The 20,605-nt window shown below is 50.0% G+C and carries 33 protein-coding genes and 2 pseudogenes; 3 read left to right on the top strand and 32 right to left on the bottom strand.

All coding sequences use genetic code 11. The features are described 5' to 3' along the window. From C2U41_RS06735 to C2U41_RS06580, 31 genes and pseudogenes are all read right to left on the bottom strand, one after another. Window positions 1-855, bottom strand: a complete 855-nt coding sequence (locus C2U41_RS06735) for a head maturation protease, ClpP-related (RefSeq protein ID WP_103848989.1) — start codon at window positions 853-855, stop codon at window positions 1-3. A 12-nt stretch (window positions 856-867) separates the two neighbouring features. Next, on the bottom strand, window positions 868-2,175 hold the full coding sequence (locus C2U41_RS06730) for a phage portal protein (RefSeq protein ID WP_103848990.1): 1,308 nt from the start codon (window positions 2,173-2,175) through the stop codon (window positions 868-870). Continuing rightward, a complete protein-coding gene (locus C2U41_RS06725) occupies window positions 2,175-3,917 on the bottom strand; it encodes a terminase large subunit (RefSeq protein WP_103848991.1) in 1,743 nt (580 codons plus the stop codon). Before C2U41_RS06725 ends, C2U41_RS06730 begins: the two co-directional genes overlap by 1 nt. Next, window positions 3,871-4,335, bottom strand: coding sequence for a phage terminase small subunit P27 family (locus C2U41_RS06720; RefSeq protein ID WP_103848992.1), 465 nt, complete (start codon window positions 4,333-4,335; stop codon window positions 3,871-3,873). The genes C2U41_RS06725 and C2U41_RS06720 overlap by 47 nt, the downstream gene beginning before the upstream one ends. Before the next feature lie 118 nt (window positions 4,336-4,453). After that, window positions 4,454-4,795 carry an HNH endonuclease gene (locus C2U41_RS06715; protein WP_103848993.1) on the bottom strand — a complete coding sequence of 114 codons (342 nt, stop codon included), beginning with the start codon at window positions 4,793-4,795 and terminating at the stop codon, window positions 4,454-4,456. Between the two features lie 291 nt (window positions 4,796-5,086). Further along, window positions 5,087-5,182 (bottom strand): annotated as a pseudogene (locus C2U41_RS29665) (HNH endonuclease); the annotation flags it as partial. Next, window positions 5,170-5,403: a hypothetical protein gene (locus tag C2U41_RS06700; protein ID WP_103848995.1), complete on the bottom strand. Its 234-nt coding sequence runs from the start codon at window positions 5,401-5,403 to the stop codon at window positions 5,170-5,172. The pseudogene C2U41_RS29665 and the gene C2U41_RS06700, both read right to left, overlap by 13 nt. 15 nt (window positions 5,404-5,418) lie before the next feature. Further along, window positions 5,419-6,120, bottom strand: coding sequence for a Fur-regulated protein (locus tag C2U41_RS29660; protein WP_224774996.1), 702 nt, complete (start codon window positions 6,118-6,120; stop codon window positions 5,419-5,421). An 87-nt stretch (window positions 6,121-6,207) separates the two neighbouring features. Further along, a complete protein-coding gene (locus C2U41_RS29655; protein WP_233592382.1) occupies window positions 6,208-6,324 on the bottom strand; it encodes a YnfU family zinc-binding protein in 117 nt (38 codons plus the stop codon). A 210-nt stretch (window positions 6,325-6,534) separates the two neighbouring features. Next, window positions 6,535-7,041: a DUF2514 domain-containing protein gene (locus C2U41_RS06690; RefSeq protein ID WP_103848996.1), complete on the bottom strand. Its 507-nt coding sequence runs from the start codon at window positions 7,039-7,041 to the stop codon at window positions 6,535-6,537. Beyond that, window positions 7,038-7,586 carry a lysozyme gene (locus C2U41_RS06685; RefSeq protein ID WP_103848997.1) on the bottom strand — a complete coding sequence of 183 codons (549 nt, stop codon included), beginning with the start codon at window positions 7,584-7,586 and terminating at the stop codon, window positions 7,038-7,040. The genes C2U41_RS06690 and C2U41_RS06685 overlap by 4 nt, the downstream gene beginning before the upstream one ends. Continuing rightward, window positions 7,558-7,836: a phage holin gene (locus C2U41_RS06680; RefSeq protein WP_016150433.1), complete on the bottom strand. Its 279-nt coding sequence runs from the start codon at window positions 7,834-7,836 to the stop codon at window positions 7,558-7,560. Before C2U41_RS06680 ends, C2U41_RS06685 begins: the two co-directional genes overlap by 29 nt. Window positions 7,837-8,229: 393 nt before the next feature. Then, the gene (locus tag C2U41_RS06675; RefSeq protein WP_103848998.1) at window positions 8,230-8,829 is read right to left on the bottom strand and encodes a hypothetical protein; all 600 of its coding nucleotides are present in this window, start codon (window positions 8,827-8,829) and stop codon (window positions 8,230-8,232) included. Next, the gene (locus tag C2U41_RS06670) at window positions 8,826-9,185 is read right to left on the bottom strand and encodes a RusA family crossover junction endodeoxyribonuclease (RefSeq protein WP_103848999.1); all 360 of its coding nucleotides are present in this window, start codon (window positions 9,183-9,185) and stop codon (window positions 8,826-8,828) included. The genes C2U41_RS06675 and C2U41_RS06670 overlap by 4 nt, the downstream gene beginning before the upstream one ends. After that, the gene (locus C2U41_RS06665; RefSeq protein WP_103849000.1) at window positions 9,178-9,486 is read right to left on the bottom strand and encodes a Ref family recombination enhancement nuclease; all 309 of its coding nucleotides are present in this window, start codon (window positions 9,484-9,486) and stop codon (window positions 9,178-9,180) included. The genes C2U41_RS06670 and C2U41_RS06665 overlap by 8 nt, the downstream gene beginning before the upstream one ends. Before the next feature lie 145 nt (window positions 9,487-9,631). Continuing rightward, window positions 9,632-9,814 (bottom strand): hypothetical protein, encoded by a 183-nt coding sequence (locus C2U41_RS06660; RefSeq protein WP_103849001.1) that lies wholly within the window; start codon window positions 9,812-9,814, stop codon window positions 9,632-9,634. A gap of 121 nt (window positions 9,815-9,935) precedes the next feature. After that, complete coding sequence (locus C2U41_RS06655; protein WP_103849002.1) at window positions 9,936-10,172, bottom strand: DinI family protein; 237 nt, start codon at window positions 10,170-10,172, stop codon at window positions 9,936-9,938. A gap of 310 nt (window positions 10,173-10,482) precedes the next feature. Continuing rightward, entirely contained in the window at window positions 10,483-10,740 is a 258-nt protein-coding gene (locus C2U41_RS06645; RefSeq protein WP_016247099.1) for a DNA polymerase III subunit theta, read from the bottom strand. Window positions 10,741-10,832: 92 nt separating this feature from the next. Next, window positions 10,833-11,069: a hypothetical protein gene (locus tag C2U41_RS06640; protein ID WP_048997999.1), complete on the bottom strand. Its 237-nt coding sequence runs from the start codon at window positions 11,067-11,069 to the stop codon at window positions 10,833-10,835. Between the two features lie 272 nt (window positions 11,070-11,341). Beyond that, complete coding sequence (locus C2U41_RS06635) at window positions 11,342-11,587, bottom strand: hypothetical protein (protein WP_103849004.1); 246 nt, start codon at window positions 11,585-11,587, stop codon at window positions 11,342-11,344. A gap of 775 nt (window positions 11,588-12,362) precedes the next feature. Next, window positions 12,363-12,737, bottom strand: a pseudogene (locus C2U41_RS06630) (DUF550 domain-containing protein); the annotation flags it as partial. Window positions 12,738-13,561: 824 nt separating this feature from the next. Continuing rightward, entirely contained in the window at window positions 13,562-13,930 is a 369-nt protein-coding gene (locus tag C2U41_RS06625; protein WP_103849005.1) for a hypothetical protein, read from the bottom strand. Then, window positions 13,927-14,139 carry a hypothetical protein gene (locus tag C2U41_RS06620; RefSeq protein ID WP_103849006.1) on the bottom strand — a complete coding sequence of 71 codons (213 nt, stop codon included), beginning with the start codon at window positions 14,137-14,139 and terminating at the stop codon, window positions 13,927-13,929. Before C2U41_RS06620 ends, C2U41_RS06625 begins: the two co-directional genes overlap by 4 nt. Then, on the bottom strand, window positions 14,136-14,477 hold the full coding sequence (locus tag C2U41_RS29650; protein WP_233901291.1) for a hypothetical protein: 342 nt from the start codon (window positions 14,475-14,477) through the stop codon (window positions 14,136-14,138). The genes C2U41_RS06620 and C2U41_RS29650 overlap by 4 nt, the downstream gene beginning before the upstream one ends. Further along, window positions 14,474-14,698 carry a hypothetical protein gene (locus tag C2U41_RS06610; protein ID WP_103849007.1) on the bottom strand — a complete coding sequence of 75 codons (225 nt, stop codon included), beginning with the start codon at window positions 14,696-14,698 and terminating at the stop codon, window positions 14,474-14,476. Before C2U41_RS06610 ends, C2U41_RS29650 begins: the two co-directional genes overlap by 4 nt. Beyond that, window positions 14,695-15,357 (bottom strand): DUF1627 domain-containing protein, encoded by a 663-nt coding sequence (locus tag C2U41_RS06605; RefSeq protein WP_103849008.1) that lies wholly within the window; start codon window positions 15,355-15,357, stop codon window positions 14,695-14,697. Before C2U41_RS06605 ends, C2U41_RS06610 begins: the two co-directional genes overlap by 4 nt. 13 nt (window positions 15,358-15,370) lie before the next feature. Next, entirely contained in the window at window positions 15,371-15,826 is a 456-nt protein-coding gene (locus tag C2U41_RS06600) for a replication protein P (protein ID WP_103849009.1), read from the bottom strand. After that, entirely contained in the window at window positions 15,810-16,844 is a 1,035-nt protein-coding gene (locus C2U41_RS06595; RefSeq protein ID WP_103849010.1) for a DnaT-like ssDNA-binding domain-containing protein, read from the bottom strand. The genes C2U41_RS06600 and C2U41_RS06595 overlap by 17 nt, the downstream gene beginning before the upstream one ends. Continuing rightward, complete coding sequence (locus tag C2U41_RS06590; protein ID WP_103849011.1) at window positions 16,841-17,083, bottom strand: DUF4222 domain-containing protein; 243 nt, start codon at window positions 17,081-17,083, stop codon at window positions 16,841-16,843. The genes C2U41_RS06595 and C2U41_RS06590 overlap by 4 nt, the downstream gene beginning before the upstream one ends. Before the next feature lie 12 nt (window positions 17,084-17,095). Beyond that, entirely contained in the window at window positions 17,096-17,572 is a 477-nt protein-coding gene (locus tag C2U41_RS06585) for a toxin YdaT family protein (protein ID WP_103849012.1), read from the bottom strand. Continuing rightward, window positions 17,572-17,811 carry a Cro/CI family transcriptional regulator gene (locus tag C2U41_RS06580; protein ID WP_016152706.1) on the bottom strand — a complete coding sequence of 80 codons (240 nt, stop codon included), beginning with the start codon at window positions 17,809-17,811 and terminating at the stop codon, window positions 17,572-17,574. The genes C2U41_RS06585 and C2U41_RS06580 overlap by 1 nt, the downstream gene beginning before the upstream one ends. 80 nt (window positions 17,812-17,891) lie before the next feature. Here C2U41_RS06580 and C2U41_RS06575 point away from each other — a divergent pair, with 80 nt between their 5' ends. Further along, complete coding sequence (locus C2U41_RS06575; RefSeq protein WP_016150004.1) at window positions 17,892-18,302, top strand: helix-turn-helix domain-containing protein; 411 nt, start codon at window positions 17,892-17,894, stop codon at window positions 18,300-18,302. A gap of 373 nt (window positions 18,303-18,675) precedes the next feature. Here C2U41_RS06575 and C2U41_RS06570 read toward each other — a convergent pair whose 3' ends face one another. Further along, the gene (locus tag C2U41_RS06570; RefSeq protein ID WP_048217444.1) at window positions 18,676-19,176 is read right to left on the bottom strand and encodes a hypothetical protein; all 501 of its coding nucleotides are present in this window, start codon (window positions 19,174-19,176) and stop codon (window positions 18,676-18,678) included. A gap of 626 nt (window positions 19,177-19,802) precedes the next feature. On the opposite strand from C2U41_RS06570, the gene C2U41_RS06565 reads away from it, so the two are divergent. Continuing rightward, window positions 19,803-19,997 (top strand): hypothetical protein, encoded by a 195-nt coding sequence (locus tag C2U41_RS06565; protein WP_071696723.1) that lies wholly within the window; start codon window positions 19,803-19,805, stop codon window positions 19,995-19,997. Continuing rightward, a complete protein-coding gene (locus C2U41_RS06560; protein WP_047502010.1) occupies window positions 19,990-20,175 on the top strand; it encodes a hypothetical protein in 186 nt (61 codons plus the stop codon). Before C2U41_RS06565 ends, C2U41_RS06560 begins: the two co-directional genes overlap by 8 nt. The last annotated feature ends 430 nt before the right edge of the window (window positions 20,176-20,605 follow it).

The raw sequence follows: 20,605 nt of genomic DNA, 5'->3' as shown, positions 1-20,605 counted from the left end.
TTACTGGCATGCGTTCGCCAGGCCGCTTAATGCGACATCCAGCTCAGCTAAAATTTCAGGGTTGGGTTGGGTAGCGCCCGGCTTACCATCGGGATCGGTAACAGCGCCCGGCGTGTTACCTGTTAAAGCTTTGATTAATCTCCGGCGTTCAGACCGGGGAGTGTTCGTTTTCGCCAGAAGTGCATCAAGTTTGCGCAACGCCGCAGACGGGGAGTCATCACCGTCGCTTACGGCATCAGCAGAAAGCAGACTGTCGGCCAGACCTTTTTCTACTGCATCACTTCCACCGATATAACTTTCTGCATCCATCAACTTCTGCACGGTGTCCATATCAAGGCCGGAGCGTGCAGCATAGATATCAGCCATCGCGGCATCAAATGGCTCAAGATAAGTCGATAACTCAGCAAAATCATGGCGGTTGCCCATCGCTGCTACCCAGCAGTTGTGGATCATCAGAAAGGCACCTCGCCCGATTTGAATATCATCCCCGGCCATAGCAATAATCGAAGCGGCGCTGGCAGCGATGCCCAACACTTTTACAGTGACTTTTCCCTGGTACTCGCGAAGCAGGTTGTAAATTGCCAGGCCTTCAAACATATCGCCGCCGGGCGAGTTGATATTTACCGTCACATCAGCACCGTTCATCGAACGTAGAGCGCCGGAGATGCGTTTGGCTGTGACACCCTCATCCCAGTAATCACGGCCAACAACATCAAAAATAGAAATGGAGTTGTCATTATCGGATGTTGCCCTGATCCCACCATTCCAGCGCTCAAGCGCTGAGGGCTGGGGTTCACTGGTCACACCCGCGCATGGGCGTCCAGCCGGAGCAACCGGAAGTTGTCTAATTGTCATGGAAATGGGCTCCTAAGCAGCCTGTTTAAGGGGCGATTGCTCGAAAGGAATATCAGGGAATACGTGGTTATGAAGCTCTCTGACAGCCAGCGCCTGAATCGCCGGGTTGCTGTTTTCGAGATTCTTCAACTGAGTCAGGTTGAGCTGAACTGTATAAATATCACCGCCTTCAATTGGTGGCATATTTTCCAGCCTTCGCACATCGTTACGCGACATCCAGCCATTCTGCAGGGCACTGGTATAGTACGCAGCACGTCCTGCACTGTCGGCACGCAGAAGACCTTCAACGGAAAACTCTGCAAACAAATCCTCATCACCGTTAAGAAGGCAGCGCGAGATTTCCTGCTCAATATTGACCAGCAATGGACGCAGAGTATGGGTCAGAAACAGCATGTTCATCCCCTCAAGACTCGAGGCCCAGCTGGATTGTTTTGTCGTATGGCCGACCATGAATGGCGGTACGCGAAACCAGCGACAGATTTCCTCAATGCTGAATGAGCGGCTTTCAAGCAATTGTGCGGCTTCCGGATTCATGGTGACGTTCTGGTATGTCAGTTCATTTTCCAGAACCATCAGTTTCCCGGCATTTTTCGAGCCAATAAAGCTCTGAAGGCTGATACGCAACCTTTCTCGCTGTTCCTTGCTCAGTGCTGTTTTCGAAGAAAGGAAGCCGGTACTCTGCAGGCCATTTTCGAAGATTTTCGCCGCCGCTTCATCAACCGACATCGCAGCACCGAAGACATCCACCCCGGCCATTGTGGGCATCATGCCGCACACACCATCGAGGCCAAAACCGCGAATGTGCATCATCCTGCCTACAGGAATGAGCCGCTGGATTCCGTTTTCCGTGTAGGTGTACTGTAATTTTCCACTATCGAGCCGCTTTACAACCATGTTCTGAGGAAGCAGTGGAACCAGTGATACCAGCTTGCTGCCGATGAACAGCTTTTCGACAAAGGCGTTACCGCGCAGACAAACACTGGCCACAATCATCAGCATGAAGCGGGAAGGCGTCATTTCCGGATTAGGGCGTCTGCATAATATCTGGTAGGCGGGATTGTTCTGGGCCAGCTTACGCGATCCATCGGCCTGTCTCTCGTAAATTTTAAGCGGAAGCGTGGAGACCGACTCACTCAAGAGCCTGACACACGCCCATACAGCGGAAAGCCGGATAACTTTGTCTGCGGTGACCACTTTTCCGCTACTGCTGGTTCCAAACCATTCCCGCCAGAATTCACCGGTCGTCAGGCTTACTGGAACACCAAGCCAGTTTAAAAGAGCGCTCTTTACGCGCCCTGGTTGCTGTTTATTCTTAGCCATCAGATACCCACTATGATCGGATCGTCAAAAAAACCCTCAATATCGCTGTCATCCTCTTCATCTCCTTCTGCCGCGCCAACTGCCATCGCACCAGAAACAACGCCATCTATACGGCCATTACTTCTGCGCTTGCTGAAAACCCGGTTTCCGTTTTTATCTTCTTCAATAACGGCGTTCGCCGCACACCAGCGCAGACAGGGGTTCAGAACAATGCTGATCCGCTTTTCCATAATAAGCTGCTCAAAAAGTTCAATGGAGTGCGGCATCCACAAACCTGACTCTGCCGATTTACCAAATCCCTGGCCGTGCGGTACCAGAGGAACCGTAACCCCTTCGTCATCCAGTTCAGGAGTTAAGTAGTCAATGTGATAGCGGTCGAAAGCGACTTTTCGTATATCAAACATTGCCGCCAGCTCTGCCATCCGCTTTGCGACAAAACCGTAGTCAATGGCTGTACCGGGTGGTGCATGGATATAACCATCACGCTCCCATACGTCGTAAGGAACCCGGTCAACGCGGGCGCGATCATATAAAGTATCTTTAGGGGTCCAGAACTCTGTCAGCATTACACTGATGTCAGGAAAATAAAGAGACAGCGATGTAAGGTCACGTTTACCCGATAAATCCAGACCGCCAAAGCAGGTTTTACCCCGTAACTGTTCAATACTGATGTCCTTTTCACAGGCCATCCAGATATCACCGCTGATCCACGGGTTCTCTGCATCCACCCACTGACAGAAATTGAGTCGGCGAACCAGACTTTCTTTCGCAGGCATGCCACGGGCATCTTCCACCTGCTCGCGCAGGTAATCAGAAAGAAAAGTATGCCCCATTGATGGGTTAGCTTTCCCCCAGCATGATTCATCTTTAAAAGGATCGTCGCCTTCATCCAGTGAACAGATAAAAGCGAAAAAGGCATCGTTTTCTCGCTGACCGGCTGCAACCTTCTGCCCGTACTGGTGATAGTCGTAACAGACGCTGGTTTTGTCATGCCCGCTGTTGGTTATCATAAAAATTAACGCCTGCCGCCGACCTTTAGTCCCGGCACGCATCATCTCAACCGCGCGGTTATCTTTATGCTCGTGAATCTCATCAATCAGGGCGCAGTGAGGACGCGGCCCAGACTGTCCATCATCAGAACTGATAGGCCGGAAGAAAGAACCGTTTTGCAGGAAAGCCAGGTTCCACTCTTTACCGGCTCCACCGGATTTTTGAATTCTGGACAGAAGCGCTGGAGACTGATCAACCATAGCCACGGCATCACGAAACAGGATCATGGCCTGGTCTTTTTTCGTCGCTGCAGCATACACTTCTGCTCGCGGCTCTTTGTCAGCCATCATGCAGTAAAGGCCAACTCCCGCAGCCAGCGGAGATTTACCAGAACCTTTTCCTGACTCAACATACACAGTGCGGAAACGGCGCGTACCGTTTTCACGCTTCCAGCCGAAAACAGAGCCGACAATAAAGCATTGCCAGGGCAGAAGAATAAATGGCGCACCTTCGTGCTCGCCACCATTCAGTTTCAATACCTGAGCAAAAAAGTTGATAGCTCGTGTAACCGATTCAACATCCCAGTTCAGACCGCGTTTACTACCCTCTTTTAAATCACGCAAATGGCGCTGGCAGGCATTACGAATATCAGGACCGGCAATTACTTTTCCAGAGGTTACGTCCATCGCGTATTGCGTGGCGGGATCAACCGAAGAACTGGTTGAGTGGGTCTTCTTCTTTTTCTCCACCATCAACTTTCACCTTCGTTCTGGCGGCCGGAGTAAGACCGAATTCGACCAGGTAACTTTTAAAACGGCGATCTGCATCAGCCAACATGGCCACTGCAGGGTTTGCCTTAATCAAAAAGCCGCCATCCGTCTTCACTGTATACGTTCTCCCCTCGTCAGCGATCGTAAGGCGCAGCTGGAGTATGTCGGCGTAAATATCGCAAAGGCGCTCCAGCGCCAGCACGTCTGCAACAGTGAGAACCCCCATACCATCAAGCAGCACTGTCAGTTTTCCCCAGGCCACCTTTCCCCAGTCAGTGAGGTGTGCAGGAGGGCTTGGGATTTCTCTGGCCGGGGTGGGTTCTTTGTCGTTGAGTTTACGTTTGCCCGGATTACCGGTTACCACCTTCAGGTGGGACGGTTTCGGGCGTCTTCCTGCCATCGGAACCTCCCGGGAAAAAACTTTTCATTTCGCGGTTGTGTGCAAAAAGGACGAGCGGCGGTCATTCAGGGGCAAGGTTCTGAACTTTTGACCCGCCCCACCCTAATGATAATAATTATCATTTAAACCAGTGCGACGCAGGGTCGAGTGGTATTCCACTCTCATCACATCCGATGACGGCACCGCGTTTCTCCATGCGCTGCTTCGTTGAGTCATGGTGTTGCTTACAAAGCCCTTGCCAGTTCTTCCGGCTCCAGAAAAGCTTCTGTGCCTTCGCTATTGCCTGGTTGTCACCAGAACGCAGCGCTTCTTTCAGCTTATGCGGGATGATGTGGTCAACCACCGTTGCTGCTGTCACCCTGTCTTGCTCGTAACACATGACGCATAAGGGGTGAGCACGAAGGAATATAAGACGCTCACGGTCCCACTTGCTGCCGTATATGCGTGGTTCTTTGTTCATTGATATCAGTTCCGGTTGCTATCCGTTACCATAAAAAAACCCGCCGAAGCGGGTTGAATCATTCCTTCTTGCGATAGCTGGGTAAACTCTCAGCCCTCTTCCTCATCCTGTACTCGGTCTCTGACCAGAATTCACTGGGATCACTATTAAATCCGCAGTTCTCGCAAATATAATCACCGCTCCAACCACCTCTTTGTTTGTCCTTTACCACATCATTGGAACCACACTCAGGACAATATTTCATCACTCCTCCTCGTGCACATATTGATGGGTAATTATATCTCAGTATTAGCCTTCATTGCGGTGCTGCTCACAGTAACCTGAACGGTCCGTAGTCGTACCGGGACAACCTCTCTTGCGACATGCGCGAGGGATTAACGCTGGCATGGTTCAATCCTCACGGAACCATAGAGCACCTGCCGTTTCACTTCACCGTTCTCCACCGTCATAAAAGCGCGCTCATCGGGAACGGCTGCGATTACTTCGCCCTTCTCATCGTCAGCAGTGAAGACATGCTTAACCTCTACACCGTCGAGATAAACGGTGTATCGTTCCTGAGCGAGATTAATTTTTCTGCCGGGATCGTCATCTAATACAGTGAGACGCATATGACCTCCTGCTATTTAAATCCCAAGAAGGCGACGGAGTTTACCGTTACTTTTGAAATCTCTTTCTACCGCCACTAAAGCCTGCTGTACACCTTCGTTAGCAGCGTTCTTCATAGCATCTCGCAAGCGCTCAACCTCTTCATTGGCTGCCAGAGCATTCCGCAGAACCTCTTCAATGTTTGCATGAATACTTATTTCATTGGTGCTGATGGTTACCTTGTTCTGCACCGGTTCATCGCGCTGGATACCAAGGTTGATGTTGTAGATATTGGTCACCGGCTGAGGTGTTTCGATTGCCGCTGCGTGGATCGCACCATTGGCGATAGTGGCGTCGTTGATGAATGGCACTCCATTGCGAATAAGTTCGAAGGAGACGGTGTCACGAATGCGCTGATCCAGCTCGTCGATTGCCTTCTGTGCAGCGGAGGTATAAATATCAACGCCAAGCGTCACCGAAGCGCAATATTGCTGCTCACCAAAGCGCGTATTGACCAGGTGTTCTACGGCAAATTTCTGCCCTTCTGATGTCAGAAAGGTAAAGTGATTTTCTTTCTGGTATTCAGTTGCTGTATGCCTGGTTTCAGCAAAACCCAGCTCGCGTAATTCAGCGGCACCAGATTTAGACGGCAGGTCACCTGACAGCAACGCGCCACGGAAAAAGAGCGCATAAAGCACTTCATTAGCAGCGCCAGATAGCGTAATAATTTTGTTACTCATGGTATTTTTCCTTTTACATGTGGATGTGTGATACGCATAAAAAAGCCTCGCAATTGCGAGGCCTGGGGTTATTTGTATCGCGACCCACTACCTGTGAATGACAAACAGCGATTTACATTTAGGGCAAAGTAACGCCTGTTGCTGGCGTACTTTCGTGGTCGAGTGTGTGGATTTATGTCCACATATCGGACACGTGACAGTCATATTGGCTACAAGCCCAACACGCTGCATTGCGTAATCGAAGAATGACATGATGGCTGACCTTTTAATGAATGTGGTTTATCATACCGCATTCCGTTCAATTATTAACCAATTACTGTCGTCCAACTAGCAAATGTGGATGCATAATGTACTCATGCTCAATAGCCAGTACATGCTTATTTTCTTTCATCTGGCGACTGCTGATTGCGAAGCTCATTGTTGGTTATTTGACTCTCTCACCGAGTCATGAATCCGCTCACACGTCATTCCAGCGCGGTAGCTTTCATCAGCTCGTCCAGCATAATATCGAGCTTCTTCTGCAAGGCGTCCGAGCATGTCGGCGAGCAATCCTGCGTCGGCTCCGGCTGTTTTGCTTCTGACGGCAGCGGCAAGATCTGCGGTGTGCTTTGCGGCGTCCAGGCGGGTGGCAAGCTTTGTTGCTTCGGTGCGCAACTGGCTAACAGTGGCAGACAGACCAGCAGCAGTGGCAGCAGCTTTTGCCGCTTGTTGTTGTGCATCTTTCACAGCCTCATCACGGGCAATAATTCGCCCTTGTTCAATCATGCGGGCGGCGGACTGCGCGTTCGCGGTTTGCGATGATTCCACGCTGTCACGCTCTGCCCACTTCTTTTCCCAACCGCGGCTGCTCCATACGCTACCGGCGATGAATGCAACGGCCACCAGCAACGAAATAGCAATGAACTGAAAGCGCAGGTTCACTGGTCTATCCCCCAGCACGTCAGCGCGCTTTCCTGGTCTCGTCGTTCTACCTGGCCATAGCAGCCATTTTTCTGGCCTTTGGTCAGACGACAGTCGCGGCCACCGTCTTTAACCCACCAGCGAATCGCCTCACATGCGCCTTTACGGTCGCCAGCATTTATTCGCTTATAGAACGTAGACGGGAAACATTTCCCGGGGCCAATGTTGTAAGGGCAGAAAGAAGCGATACCAGCTTTCTGCGGCTCGGTCAGCGGAACTTTTATATTTCGCTCAACCCACGCCAGTGCCTTATCACGCTCAATGGCGTTTACCTGAGCGCATTTTTCAGCAGACAGCTTCATGCCCTGAACTACTGGCTTGCCATCAACCATCGTGGCGCCACGGCAAATAGTCCAGAGTCCACCGCCGTCGCGATACGCCGTCAGACTATTACCCTCTTTCTCATCCAAAAACTGATCGAGAATCACGGGCGCGGAAGCCCCGGCAAGAATCAAACCAACGACCGCTGCGCTCAGCTTATTCCTCAGCTTTGGTGGCATACCCATTGCGCCGATCCTCCCGTTCTTTCCAGCGGAAATACCAGTTCACTGCACAAGTGATAACAGTGCATGCGATACCGACAATAATTGCCCAGTCGCTCAGGCTTAACCCTGCAATTCTGTCGGCCAACATCCAGGATACCTCTTTTGCTGTTTTAGCTGTTTCGGCGTATGCCTTCGCTGATACACCGCAGCCGGCAAGCGTGGTTCCTGATCCATATGAAAGTCTGCTGTAAATGGTGCTCATTCTGGTCATAGCCTCACCTCCGATTCTTCGGATGGCGCTGTGTGTGATGAAAGGGTCAGGCTTCACGGGCTGGATTTATCAACAAAGCACGCAGTGAGTGATACCCGTGAGCCTGAAATGAAAAAGCCCCGCAGAATTGCGAGGCTTTATATTTGTGGAAGATTAGATCGACGATATGACAGGGGTACTGGTGCAATGCACATCGCGAATACCCCTGTCGTATCGCCGGAAAGCAAAAACCCCGCGCTGGCGGGGTTCTCGTTATATTCAAATTGTTCGCTTTTCGTCGCTGCCATCGTGGCGCAGCTCTGCCAAGCATGAATGGATTATCTGATTTTCTGGCCCGTTTTCAACTCCACTATCAAAAAATAGCACTAATAGCTAAAAAATGGTTCATTGAGTCTATTCAGATAATTGTTTGCGGGCTTCCAAAAAGACCTTTGCTCTGAATATTTCCAGACACCAGCGCACGCGCTTTCTCGCCTCCCCGTCAGTTAACCACGGCGCAATCGCCTGCAGTTCCCGGGTTATGTCTGAGATTTTTTTTCGTGTGGTGTAATACTGAAGACCAACAACATAAACCGGATCATTTGTATCCAGCGCCTGCAGCACGCATTGCTCAACAAAATCGACATCGTCATTATGCAGGGCCTCGTCAATTACACTGGCAGGTGACTGGGGCCAGAGAATGCTGTGCGCCCTGTTCATTGCCTGCTGTCCACGGAATCCCTCTTCTCTCGCCTGATTCAACGCAGCAGTGAAACGCTCAAGCGCCTTATCTGACCAGTTACGTCCCTTAAGCACATTCCAGCACGCATGACCCCGCGGCATACGAGGTGCTGTTTTTCCTCCCACACTCTCGCCCCATGTAGTGAGCAGGGATTTAATCCATCCGGACTGAATCCCCGTCAGGAGAATGCATTTACCCAGCCAGCTTTTACGCGGCGCAGTTGCTGCTTTTTCAAGTGCTGACTGCTGTAGTCTTCGTTGGCGTGGGGTCATGCTTTTAGCTCCTCAATAATAATTCTCCCTGTTTCACCCCATAATTTTGATACCCGTGCATCCCATATATGAGCATCATTTTCGTAAATAGCGTCCATCAGGCCTTTCATCATGTTGTCGAAATCAGGTTTAACCTGGTGCGGTTTACCATTGAACTCAGCCCGTTTCTTTTTGCTCCAGCTCGCTGGCATCGGAAGGATGAAGGTGACATGCGAACCACTTTCCGGCAGCTCAATACCCTGCAGACGAACTTCATCACAGAAAGCCCGGTAACGCAGAACCTCGGGGCGCTTTTTCCATTTGTCAGCGCGGGTCATCCTGGGCTTACCGACTGGCATGATTTTATATTCAGGCATGAGTCGATTCCCCCAATTCATAGAAAACCTGCGCCAGCAGCTCTGTTTCAGTACCGTAATTGTCTTCCCATGACTGGCGCCCGGCATGAATGGCTACGCCGTGTCCGCCCTGGCGGTGATGGATTGGGCAAAGAGGAATAACTTTGAAATTGTCAGCGCGCTGGCCAACCCCCTGACCAGTTCGGATGTGATGTATCTCTGCTGGGGTTTCACCCAGATTCAGTTTTTTGCAGACAATGCAGCCCAGACCAGCTACGCGGGAAAGATGAAGTTTTTCGGCTTTGGTCTTAGATCTGCTCATGCTGCACCACCAGCACAAACAGCGACACCGCTCACGAAGGAACGGTGTGAATGGGGTAATTCAGTTTTATGCGCCATCGCGTTTTCCCGGTTGGCGCAGTGTTACTCAGCAGGCTGTTCAGACCCGTATTTGAGTATAACCCAACTTATCCTGCATCTGAAACAGGAAGGCCAGCTTTCTTTCTGGCCTCTTCCAGTGCCCGCAAAGACGTAACAAATTCATCTTTACGTAAAGCGAATCCCCTCACCACATTCCCCTTCACGAAATAAATCAGAACCGGGCCAGTGTGCTCCGGCAACCCTGGGATTAAATCATCCGGAATTTGCATGAGATGCCCCTTGCAAAGATTCCCACACCTGAATCGACCTGAATTGCCTGGCAATAATTGTGCGAGGCGATGCGGAAACTCGATTTAAAAAATGGCAGCAGGAGCTACCAGCTAAGGGGTGTTAGTTAACAAACCACTCGTCTGCACTTTCCCAGGTATCCTGGAGGATTGATTCAATTTTCTTTTTATCGTCCTTGTCACCACCAAAAACACTTAACCCATCGGACCCGGCACGGCGGATTGTGAGCCTGCAATTGTCATAGTGATCATTCAGGCGCTTAAGCAATTCTTTCTCCAGTGCTGGTACCGCGCCTTTAGGAAGTTCTTTCATGCGATCAATGCTTAATTCAACTTTCATAATGGCCTCCATTGCATGTACTGTGTTTTTATACAGTATACCTATGCACGGAAATGATCAACGTTTTAAGAGCACAAATTGTTAATTTTCTGTCAGTAGTAAAAAAAGAAAACCCGCCGTAGCGGGTTGAATTCGTGATGGTTTATAAAGATGTAATTTCTCTCTACTGACAAATCTATGGCTACCCATTTTCCCTCGAACGGGAATACGGCATATGCACCGACACACCGGTTATCAGCATGCGGATCCGGGTATGACTCACCTTCTGCCAGAACGTAAAACTTGATGCCGCTTACAATGAGACAGCCCATTACTTCTTCTCGTTCTGCGCAGCCATATCCAGATAGCGCGAATCGGATGCTTTCGGCAGCGTCAGGCTCTGCTCGCGGTAGTAACGAACGCGCTCCATGAAGTATTCGCGAAGATTCTCTGGCTGCTCGCGGGCCACCTGCTCAGCGATAACTGGCATGTTTAGGCGTTCTTTGTACGCCACACCAGAAGCAGCAAGGTCAACGTTCACCTTGTCCTGTTCTTCTTTTGATTTTGCTGCGATGTTATGGCTAGACATGATGAATCCCCCTCAATGCTTTGAGAAGGATTATACAAAGAAAAACCGCCGAAGCGGTTTTGTAGTTTTCAAATATTCATCTCAATATCTGGCTAGTTGATATCAAATGCCAGTGGATTTGGGCGAACAGCGTTTATTTGTCCAATGGCCCATTGATGATTGTAGGCGGTTCCTACAGGTAGAAGATACCCGTAAGTACCATCTTTAAGCGTCACATGCATACACAAATGGTCTCCACCATCTATATCGTAAATTGAGCCTTGAGGAATAAATTCCTCAGTTTTAATCAGTGTTATGCCGTTATTGCGTGGAAATATATAGTGATGCATTTTATAGCTCCTTTGTCGATTGGAGCCCAATTATATCAAGTTTAAATCTACGTCATTGAAGTAGCAGAATTTGTTACGCCCTGCCCTGAAACTCAGACTCTAAGCCGCTATTTGTTTCGATTAGCATAGTTCCGGCAAATTAGCACGCACCAGTACCTCAGTGAACGACATAGTCGTAGCGTTACTCTACTCTCCAGGTATGAAAAAAGCCTCCGGAGAGGCCTTTATTGTTGCAAGGAGAATCTCAGCTCCTCCCTGAGTCCATGGAAATATCAGCCTTCATCGGCTCTTTGATAAATGATCCCGCTTATACCAGCCATTCCGTCCTTAATGCCTTCAAAGAACATTGGCTCCTTAGCATCAACCCAGCGCCCAATAAATTCAGCTGGGCCAGTGATGTACATTTCCTTAAGGTACAAACCATCCCTTTCAACGACGATACGACTCGCATCTAGGGTGGAAGCTTGAACGGCAGCTTTTGTGCTGTATTGCAGCTTGCAGGTGGTGAAAGACATCATAATGAGACTCCAGTTGTTATTGGAGTCTCATTATATCAAGACAATAACCACTATGTAGGAGTGGGTATTAGCCGCATTTCACCTCCGACTGCGGTGCTGACGAATGATGCCCAAGACCTTTGTCCGTGAATGAGATAATGACCTTTGTAGGGTCAGCGCACTGAGGTTCCTCGCCATTCCTGAACACAACAAAGCTGCAGCCATGCATCTCGGCCAGTCGCTCTGCCTCTACCCTCCAACCATCCGGAGTTGCCGGAGAGTTGCGCATAGCAATCTTCAATGCCTCGTAGAAGCAACCCTTTAGGTTGTTGAACTGGTGACCATTAAGTGGCCCATGCTCTGTAAGCATGTCGTGTAATTTCCATGCGGCGTCATTAACTTCGTTAGATGACTGAGAAGGCAACTTGTAAGCATCACTTACAGGTTCGTTAAGTTTTTCTGCATTGCTTGCTGGTTGCTTGATTTCGCCGGCAGAAGCGTTGCTTTCACTGCCCTGATTTCTTGACGGGTGCTTGATGAGTTGTTCGGAATTACCGAACGACTGCATGGCGCGCTGCGGAAAAGCACTTTCACCATCAGCATGCAGAGTTGGCGCGGTATGGATGGCATGCTGCGGGTCGTTATCAACCATGTCGCCGCGACCACCATTGCCAATCATCGCTTTAAACTCAGCAATCCCTGCATCATGTTCTGCTCGCTGTTCCGGCGTCATAGCTTCCAGTTCAGCGTAATAATCAGCACGGCGGCGTAATGCGTCCATCAGGCACTGAGTGCGCACACCTTTGCCGAATTTAAGACCAGGCTCAAGATGTACAGGGCAAGGGAGAGTTTCCGGCACTAACGGCGCTGGTTGCTCTTTGATGTGCAGACGCGGCTCACCATCTTTCGGCTCAGGCCATTCGCGCTGTTTGTTAACCGCCAACTTTTCTACCATCGCTTGGGTAATCTGCTCATCACTGATACCGGCACGACGTTGCGCATCCCATAACAGGAATTGCATGTCAGCCCATTCAGAGTGGTCGTCAGGCTCGGCGGCGGCTTCCATTGCCTCTTTGCTGAGGTGCTTCAGCGGGCCAACGGGACCAACATCGCCGAAAGTAGCCAGTGACCACTCGGCGTGGGCGCTGCGAACTTGCTCGCGTTCGCTATCAGCCTTGCGGCGTTCCTGTAGCTCTGCGGCGTACTCGTTAGCCTGATTATCTGCCTCGTATAACTGTGACTGTACGTCCTCAATCTCGCCACGTAGCGCCAGATAGGAACGGCGAATTTCCTGCAGCTCAACCAGTGCTCGGCGCACAACTTGCTTACCTGCTGCGTTAATCCCTGCCGGATGCTCAAGAGCGTCAATTACCCCCAGCAGGTCTTTATCTTCTACCGCTGCCCGGTGTTCCTGTAGCTCTGCTGGTTCGTAGGTTGCCGAAAAAATATCAGGCTTGCACGGGTAGTGCTCACCATGGATGCCGCGAATAATCCAGTCACCGGGGAGCGCATCCATTACTCCTTCCAGGGTGAAAATTTTGAACCGGTTGCCGTCTCCACGCACATGAGCCACATACTCGTCCATATCCGCAAACCAGTCGCTCCAGCGCGGGTGCTTACCAGTAAATTCAATTACGGCTGGCAGATTGTCGCCTGTCCACTGGATAGCACTTATTGTCACTGGTTTTTTGGTGAACTGCTTTATGTCTGTTAGTTTGTTAGTTGTCATGGGTTAGTCCTCAAAGTTCACCGTTCTGTTTTAGCCAACGCAACTCACGGCGAGCAGCGGAGCTATTTGATTTGTACGCGTGACCACAATTTTTGCATTTGCAGATTGGTGTTCCGTTTTTTGTTTCACTAATGACAGTAACGTTTCTCCACTTGATATATTGACTATCTCTGTCACCGGATGCGGATGTGCCTGAAGATAACAGCCATGCTCGCTCCCACAACTTAAAGCATTTCATACATCTGAGACTATGATGCGCCGTCATCTCACTCCCCCTTCACGCCAATGCCAGCGGCTTGTAGTTCATCTTCGAGGCGACACACATCTTTCGCCAGCCTCATTTGGTTGCTTTCAGCGCGGTCCTTGTAGTCACGGAACTCTCGCTCTACTTCTAAGCGCTTCTCTCGGTGGATGCCTTCCAGTGATTTAGCTTGGTGTAAATCTTCTACCTGTCTCTCAAGCTTGAATCGCTGAAGTTCTACCAACTCATTTGCGGCATCCAACTCATCCAGCAGAGCCAGGACGGCATCAGGCGTTGCTTTGTCGTGGAAGTTGTCAGCATCACAGCCCCAGTCATCCTCCGTCTTTGCATGCATCGCAGCCTTGCGTAATGCGCGTTTGTCGATGTTGCTCATTGGGCGGACTCCCAGCAAATTTGTACTGCGTAGCTACTTTTAACGCGCTTAACTTTGCCCTCTACCTCTAACTTCTTCAGGCGTCGCAGTACGTAGTTTGTTTTGATGCCTTTGTAGTTATCACGCAGCCAGTGAGTGACCACATAAGTCATGCAGTTGCCATGGTCGCGAAGTACCTGAATGATTTCTTCATCAGTTGGCTTGCTCATAGCGCGGCTCCTTTGCGAACTTTGGCTGCGAATTCTGCGATGTCAGCTCTGGCCGTGTAGTGAGGTGGTAGAGAATCGAGAAGCATCTCCACACCCTGCGCCCGCACTTCAGCCAGGAAAGCGTCGGTGGCTGGGGTTTTGACATCACACATGAACTCAAGCGCATCGTTTCCATCAAGGTTGCAGAATTCCCACGCGGAAGAATAGAACTCGATGCCAGGCCAGGTTGCGAGCTTATTCATTTTGTCATTCAGCGCTACATTCTCCGCAGCCAGCTCCCTGCACTTGCTCTCGGCGTTAGCGAGCTGTACTGCCAGTTCTTCGTAGGTTGGTTTCATGCTGTTTTCCCCTGGCTTATTTTTTCGACAAGCTCAATCCACTGTGGCGCCAGCTTTTTTTCTGCCTGCGCGCGGCTGCCCGCTGGACCGTTCAAATTCACACGGTAATGGTCATACGGGCATTTTAATCCGCCCCATACCCACCCCATATGATTGGGCTTCAGTGCGTATTCAGGCATGTTCCCGCACTCCGGACAGCGTGGTAATTCAGACTGTTTCATTGCGCCAGCTCCTGCATCAGCGCGCCATGTTTGCGAATGCTGCGAACGGCTTCACGGAGTTTTTCCAGGTTGGCCAGCTTCGCTTTCGTGCGGCGAATTTCACTTGAGATACCGCGTACCGTTGGGATCAGCAGATCATCAGGACGGCTGACGAAAGCGGGGATTTCCTCGACAATTTCAGTGACGGATTTTTCTGGTACTGAGGAAGTTGATGTCTCGAGTTCCTGGGTAGCTGAGCTTTTGTTTTTCACTGACGCCATGGCCGGCACCGAATAAACAAACTTGTTGCCCACTTTTTCGCGGATGATTCGCCCTTTTGTCATGTGGTGGGTCAGCATTGGTGCCACACGCTTGGATTCAATACCTGCCAGTGTTGCCAGCTCAAGGGATGTCTGTGGTCCATGTTCAGCCAGTAAGGCGATGACGTCGCTGACAGATACACTTGCCGGTGTTTTGCTGACAGAACTGGTCGCCGTGGGCTGTGACTTCACCTCCCCGGTGGAAACTTTCCAGTACCCGTTAGCCTGAACAACCTCGTTACGCTCTTCGTGCTCACGCAGCATCCCGATCACCGCCGCCGGCTCAATTTTCATGCGCGCCGCAATTTCACGGGCAGTCGCTTTTTCCATCGCTTTCAGTACGTCTAAAATGGTTTCCATAAAATTCTCCAGGTTAAATTAAGCCAGCCGCTTTACGGCGTTTGTATTCTTCAAGCAGCTGCTGTGCGGGGGTTGGCCCTGCCGGGTGCCGCGGTGCCGCAATCTGTTTTCTTACCGGGGGGATCTTCCCGCCCTCTTCCAGATGCTTTTCCCATCTCGCCAGCTGGTCTGCCGCCAGCCTTTCCAGTTCTGGTTGGGTCATTTGTCGCTCAACACCGGTGCGGCGCAGTTCAGTGCAAATCTGGTACAGGACCGGGTTACATTTGCGCTCGATGAAATATTCCTCAGTGCTGCTGTAGCGGTACGATTCGTTGCGCCAGCGCTTGTATTCCGCCATTACGTCCGCCGTCTTAAGCCCCAGCCTGCTGCCGCCGCAGTCAGCCACAATGGTCACGAACTCAGCCAAGTCAGGCGGCCATGAGTTGCCCGCAGCGCAGCGCGCCACCAGCGCATTACAGACGTTCGTCATCCGGTCGCTGGTCAAATTCCCAATCTGAGCAATCCATAGGTCCGACGGGGCCGAGCCGTTTTTGGTCTCCCATCGGTTGGAATAGATTTCCATCATGAGCTCCCAAAACGTCCACGCCTTCTCCTCGAACGCGGAGTTGTGCTGCACGTACTGCGCGTGCTCGCTGTACAGCTGCGTTTGCTGTGGAGTTTGGATCCAGTCCTGCATGAGTATTACCTCGCGGTGGTGTTGATTTGGTGTTCTGCAGGTGGCGGGCAAACTTTTGCTCCCACTGCGTCTGGGTGAAAACTTTCTGCTCAGAAATCCAGTAATCCGTAAAACTGGCCAGTGCGGCTTTCAGCTCTTTTGCTGCAAGGTCGGCTGGGATCGGGAAATTCCAGTACGCAGCACGCTGGCGAAAATCTGCCGATGGCGCCCATTCCGTTGTCATCGGGAATTTTCCAAATGACTGTGCTGCTGGGTATGCGATTCCCGGTTGCCCAGGGTATTCCGGTACCGGGTTGTTGTTAACTGGTTCGACCTCTGACCCTCGCGCGTTATGTGTGGGGTTTAAGTCTTTAGATTCCTCTGGGGGATTCCGTATCCCGTTTTTGGGATCGTTTGACGGAAAAAACGGGATCGTTTCACTGCTTTTAATGCACCCGTTTTTGGGTTCGTTTGATTTAACAGTCCCGTTTTTGGGTTTCTTTAAAGCATCCCGTTTTTGGTAATGTTCCCGTTTTTGGGTTCGTTCTGCGTCTTCGATGCTTTCCTCAACGCCCACCAGCTTGTAAACGGGGATTTGCTTTGTGCGTCCGCGGCGTTCTCCGGTATCCTGGATAAAACCGTTTTCCACCAAATGCTGCAGGCTGGCCTGGACGGTTTTTTTATCCAGTTCGGTAGCCTCGGCCAGCGCCGCAATTGATGGATATGTTGTAAAGTCCGCGCCGCACATGTCCGCCATCCAGGTCAAAACCGACTTGGCAGACGATCGACCTGTTTTGGCTTTCTTAGCCCAACGCATGGCATCAAGACTCATTCCCGCACCTTCTTAAATTTCAAATCGAACTGATAGCGGCTCATTTCGCAAATGCCGCTGTAACCCTCTCGCTGATACACAACGCGATACTGAGAGCTACGGAGTACCGTCACCATGCCACCGCGTTCGTTGCGGTATTTCATCCCCGGAATCAGTTCAGCGCTGCGATCGACTGTCTCCGCCGGTACTTTGTGCTTCATCGCATTTTTCATGCGGTCTACTAATTCCTGGGCAAGCATGGGAGCCTCCTGTTACGCCGCGCGCGGACCAATATGGTTGAACTGGATGCTGACGCCGGGGATGAGATCGGCCAGCGCCTGAATCGCCTCTGCCGTTTCTTTGCGGATAACCTGCATGGGCTTACCAGTCAGCACCGCGCTGGTCGCCTCGATGCACTCGCGGTTCGCAATGGCCACCAGGTTATGTAAGTCATGTTGACCAGCCAGCTCTGCATCCATCGCAGCCCTGATTGCTGGCGCCAACGCAGCTGCCTGACCACGATAGTTCGGCGTGTCATTTCTAAATGCCCGCTGGATGATCTGCGTGTTGTTGTGCAGGCGACGCGCATACTCTGACGGGTCAACAACATCCGCCAGGCTGTCCAGCAAATCACCGTAGTGATGCGCTGTAATCAGCGGGACTATCTTTTTCCAGCCCCCTTTCCTGCCATCCTTCATCGCCCACTCTTCCAGCTCGATAGCCAGCAATTTGATCTCGTTGATTTTCATCAATCAGATTCCTTCTTGGTTGTGCAGGTATTCTGTTTACCAAGGCGTTTGGCCTGGCGGTAACGGTCATAAACGTCTTTGTCGTAGATAAGTACGCCACCCGAGGCTTCTTCCAGGCGACGGGCCCGACCTTCGGGGACAAGTGTTCCCCATTTGTAAAGAGACTGAAGTTCTACACCGGCGGCTTTCGCGAGTTTTGTTTTGGTGTCAAAAAAAGCAAGTGCTTCACATGTGAGCATGTGACCTCCATTTTGTTAGGCATGTCTAACATTAGCTTGCGCGGGATATCTAAGTCAATAAAATTTAGAATTGTCTAACTATGAAAAATTTAAACAGCCTTGGACAAAGAGCTCTTGCCAGACGTAAAGAGCTAAAGCTGACTCAGCGTGAGGCAGCCAAACTTGCTGGTGTTGCGCACGTGACCATTTCGCAATGGGAGCGTGATGAAACGCAACCTGTCGGCACCCGTCTGTTTTCGCTCGCAAAAGCCCTATCATGCACACCGACTTGGCTGTTGTTTGGAGATGAACAGCAAAATCCTGTCCCTGCCAATGAATTACCATCCACCACTCAGTTGACTGACAAGCATCGGGAGTTGATAGATCTCTTTGATTCTTTGCCTGAATCGGAGCAAGAAGCCCAGCTTCAGGAAATGCGAGCGAGAGTGCAGAACTTCAATAAATTATTCGAAGAGCTTCTCCAGGCCAGACAACGTCAAACCAAAAAATAATTTTCTATTTATCAGTAAGTTAATTTAAACTCGCTCATTTTGTTAGTTTTATCTAACAAAATTCCTTGCCTATTTCGTTAGACATATCTAATCTAAACCCCATCAAGTAACCACACGCAGTGATTACTCAGAATCAAAATGTTCCGCTTACCCTGGCGATACAGGGCCAGAAACAAAAAAAGCGCCCTACTGGACGCTTCGCTCTTTAACAATCTGGGTACCCCAACCAAGGTAATTGTTTATTTACTTGGTGGTGCAGGAGGACGTGGTTGTGTAGGTACGTGTCCATGTCTGTCTGGATGAGGAGATGTGTGGTCCATCAGTAATATCTCATCCTTTAGGTGCTGGTGGTCTGGGTTTCGGGGGAACATGGTTAGGAATTATCGGCACGGGTTTTGACATCTTTCTTCACCTTTTTTGTTCGAGGCAGGTCACCCGCAATCCAAGCAATCACGCTGTGTATGAATGATATTTCAGAATCATCATTACGTCCCAGTGCGATGCAGGTTCGCTTAAATGCAGCATCTTGCAGCGACCGCCAAGGGTTACTGTCGGCGTCCTGGATCTTCAGATATCTGGCTCTTAGTTCATCATCAGGAAGAATTGAGAATTCAACAAGTAAACGCTTGTATTGTCTCATTTGCTCCTTAGATAAACCCGCTTCTTGCCCAAATTGATAAACCAGCTGAAGTACAGACAGAACGGCAACAGAAACACCAAAAATAAACATATTGCTGAATGGAGCAAAGACAGAAAAGCCCAAGACGATAAGGATAAGGGTAATGCTTTTATCTATTCGATTCAGAAGGGTGTAATTCATTTTTTCAATGAAATACGAATAGTTAATATCAAACTCCAAATCGTCTCGGTTCATATAACACCTCAGTCTTCTTTTGGTGGAGCCGGTGGCCTTTGCTGAACCGGCATGTGCTTCTCTTCGTAATCAAGATGTTGCATCTCAGTTCCTTATGACTATTGGGGGTATCCAGATTATCGCATTCCTGACTGTTGGGGAATAGCAGGATCCACCGCGCCTGATGTGGTTAAAAGCAGGCCAAAGCAATAAGAAGTAGACCCCTGTTCTGGCGGCCCGGTGTTTTCCCGTGTATTTCCGGTAACCGCCAGCCTTTTTCATGGAATATCAGCCGGTCACGCTAAGCATCTCGCAGGGTTCTTACCGGGACTGGAAGAGTTACCACTTGGAGACGGTCCTTATAAATGTCCTGGACAGTGGCGGTGCCCGCACCGATAACAGCGGCGGCAACTATGCAAACATGAAAGGCCGTAAAAACTTGTTAGGCCGATGAGTTCAACTGGCAATAAAGAACTGACAGCCTGGAAAGACGGGCACACAACATGCAAGCGCACTCCTTCACTTACCAGTTATGGGTGACAGGTGTGAAACAGGCGGAGTGCGCTTGCAGATGTGATTAGTTGCTGTGTGTGCCGCGTGGTCTTTGCCCATCTCCCACGATGGGCACCTTTTTTACCGGAGGGTTTATGAAAAATTCACAGCCAGTTATACCGGACGGGGATCCTGATGTGGAAAGCTCAGTAAATAATTTTATTTATCAGTTAAGCGTTCCTGTTTTTCGCGACCGCCTTACAACTGAACTTGAAGCACTGTACGAACAACAGAAAGCTACTCTCGATCACACTGAATCTCTGCTCAGGATGGTGCGTGCCAATGGTTAAATTTACCAGAGAAGATATTGCCCAGCGCACAGCTGAAGCTGAATATAAAAAAGCTGTGGCTGATATAACCGGTGTTCAAAAATATAAAGATGAGGCGGTATTGGATATGTGTTTCATCAAAGTAATGACCAAAATAGTTAATGACCAGAGGGTTAATATTAGCGAGTTTTTACGCTGAACTTTTATTTACCCCTTCGATAACTTCAAACAATTAAGAGAGTTTTTATTTATGTCTTAACTGGCAGGGCTAACTATATCCATCAATGATGGCCCTGTCATAGCCAGCCATGCAGGGAGGGTGAGTGACACTTGAGTGCTGTCCATATTGTAAAAAATGGAGCTCTGCTGACTCCATGTATAAATCAACAAAAAGAATGCATAAGAGAGTAGTGACTGCTTATTTCTGTAGCCTTGAGCATGCCATCTCCTACAAACAAATTCATGAACCGCGGCGCTGCAATTTAAGCAGAAGCAATGCGCGCCATTCACATAAACATTATTGAGGTTGTTATGACTATTGAATTAAATATTTTTTCTGGAATGCTCGAACCTAAAAAGGGTTCGCTTGATAAAAATAAGGACCTTCCCGTTTACGCTGGCGCTGTGAG

This window comes from Citrobacter freundii complex sp. CFNIH4 (genome assembly GCF_002934505.1).
In the GTDB taxonomy this organism is placed as follows: Bacteria; Pseudomonadota; Gammaproteobacteria; order Enterobacterales; family Enterobacteriaceae; genus Citrobacter; species Citrobacter freundii.
Note: the sequence above shows the minus strand (reverse complement) of the source record. Positions and strands in the feature narration are given on the sequence as shown.

Excerpts from the sequence above, each read along its gene's own strand:
- C2U41_RS06715 (WP_103848993.1), bottom strand. The coding sequence starts at position 4,795 with ATGAACAAAGAACCACGCATATACGGCAGCAAGTGGGACCGTGAGCGT.
- C2U41_RS29655 (WP_233592382.1), bottom strand. The coding sequence starts at position 6,324 with ATGACTGTCACGTGTCCGATATGTGGACATAAATCCACACACTCGACC.
- C2U41_RS06640 (WP_048997999.1), bottom strand. The coding sequence starts at position 11,069 with ATGCATCACTATATATTTCCACGCAATAACGGCATAACACTGATTAAA.
- C2U41_RS06725 (WP_103848991.1), bottom strand. The coding sequence starts at position 3,917 with ATGGTGGAGAAAAAGAAGAAGACCCACTCAACCAGTTCTTCGGTTGAT.
- C2U41_RS06580 (WP_016152706.1), bottom strand. The coding sequence starts at position 17,811 with ATGCTCACATGTGAAGCACTTGCTTTTTTTGACACCAAAACAAAACTC.
- C2U41_RS06730 (WP_103848990.1), bottom strand. The coding sequence starts at position 2,175 with ATGGCTAAGAATAAACAGCAACCAGGGCGCGTAAAGAGCGCTCTTTTA.
- C2U41_RS29650 (WP_233901291.1), bottom strand. The coding sequence starts at position 14,477 with ATGAAACCAACCTACGAAGAACTGGCAGTACAGCTCGCTAACGCCGAG.
- C2U41_RS06585 (WP_103849012.1), bottom strand. The coding sequence starts at position 17,572 with ATGAAAATCAACGAGATCAAATTGCTGGCTATCGAGCTGGAAGAGTGG.
- C2U41_RS06570 (WP_048217444.1), bottom strand. The coding sequence starts at position 19,176 with ATGAACCGAGACGATTTGGAGTTTGATATTAACTATTCGTATTTCATT.
- C2U41_RS06645 (WP_016247099.1), bottom strand. The coding sequence starts at position 10,740 with ATGTCTAGCCATAACATCGCAGCAAAATCAAAAGAAGAACAGGACAAG.
- C2U41_RS06675 (WP_103848998.1), bottom strand. The coding sequence starts at position 8,829 with ATGACCCCACGCCAACGAAGACTACAGCAGTCAGCACTTGAAAAAGCA.
- C2U41_RS06670 (WP_103848999.1), bottom strand. The coding sequence starts at position 9,185 with ATGCCTGAATATAAAATCATGCCAGTCGGTAAGCCCAGGATGACCCGC.
- C2U41_RS06665 (WP_103849000.1), bottom strand. The coding sequence starts at position 9,486 with ATGAGCAGATCTAAGACCAAAGCCGAAAAACTTCATCTTTCCCGCGTA.
- C2U41_RS29660 (WP_224774996.1), bottom strand. The coding sequence starts at position 6,120 with ATGAGTAACAAAATTATTACGCTATCTGGCGCTGCTAATGAAGTGCTT.
- C2U41_RS06735 (WP_103848989.1), bottom strand. The coding sequence starts at position 855 with ATGACAATTAGACAACTTCCGGTTGCTCCGGCTGGACGCCCATGCGCG.
- C2U41_RS06620 (WP_103849006.1), bottom strand. The coding sequence starts at position 14,139 with ATGAGCAAGCCAACTGATGAAGAAATCATTCAGGTACTTCGCGACCAT.
- C2U41_RS06590 (WP_103849011.1), bottom strand. The coding sequence starts at position 17,083 with ATGCTTGCCCAGGAATTAGTAGACCGCATGAAAAATGCGATGAAGCAC.
- C2U41_RS06565 (WP_071696723.1), top strand. The coding sequence starts at position 19,803 with ATGAAAAATTCACAGCCAGTTATACCGGACGGGGATCCTGATGTGGAA.
- C2U41_RS06575 (WP_016150004.1), top strand. The coding sequence starts at position 17,892 with ATGAAAAATTTAAACAGCCTTGGACAAAGAGCTCTTGCCAGACGTAAA.
- C2U41_RS06625 (WP_103849005.1), bottom strand. The coding sequence starts at position 13,930 with ATGAGCAACATCGACAAACGCGCATTACGCAAGGCTGCGATGCATGCA.
- C2U41_RS06595 (WP_103849010.1), bottom strand. The coding sequence starts at position 16,844 with ATGAGTCTTGATGCCATGCGTTGGGCTAAGAAAGCCAAAACAGGTCGA.
- C2U41_RS06655 (WP_103849002.1), bottom strand. The coding sequence starts at position 10,172 with ATGAAAGTTGAATTAAGCATTGATCGCATGAAAGAACTTCCTAAAGGC.
- C2U41_RS06720 (WP_103848992.1), bottom strand. The coding sequence starts at position 4,335 with ATGGCAGGAAGACGCCCGAAACCGTCCCACCTGAAGGTGGTAACCGGT.
- C2U41_RS06685 (WP_103848997.1), bottom strand. The coding sequence starts at position 7,586 with ATGGGTATGCCACCAAAGCTGAGGAATAAGCTGAGCGCAGCGGTCGTT.
- C2U41_RS06680 (WP_016150433.1), bottom strand. The coding sequence starts at position 7,836 with ATGACCAGAATGAGCACCATTTACAGCAGACTTTCATATGGATCAGGA.
- C2U41_RS06605 (WP_103849008.1), bottom strand. The coding sequence starts at position 15,357 with ATGGAAACCATTTTAGACGTACTGAAAGCGATGGAAAAAGCGACTGCC.
- C2U41_RS06560 (WP_047502010.1), top strand. The coding sequence starts at position 19,990 with ATGGTTAAATTTACCAGAGAAGATATTGCCCAGCGCACAGCTGAAGCT.
- C2U41_RS06610 (WP_103849007.1), bottom strand. The coding sequence starts at position 14,698 with ATGAAACAGTCTGAATTACCACGCTGTCCGGAGTGCGGGAACATGCCT.
- C2U41_RS06600 (WP_103849009.1), bottom strand. The coding sequence starts at position 15,826 with ATGACGAACGTCTGTAATGCGCTGGTGGCGCGCTGCGCTGCGGGCAAC.
- C2U41_RS06635 (WP_103849004.1), bottom strand. The coding sequence starts at position 11,587 with ATGATGTCTTTCACCACCTGCAAGCTGCAATACAGCACAAAAGCTGCC.
- C2U41_RS06660 (WP_103849001.1), bottom strand. The coding sequence starts at position 9,814 with ATGCAAATTCCGGATGATTTAATCCCAGGGTTGCCGGAGCACACTGGC.
- C2U41_RS06700 (WP_103848995.1), bottom strand. The coding sequence starts at position 5,403 with ATGCGTCTCACTGTATTAGATGACGATCCCGGCAGAAAAATTAATCTC.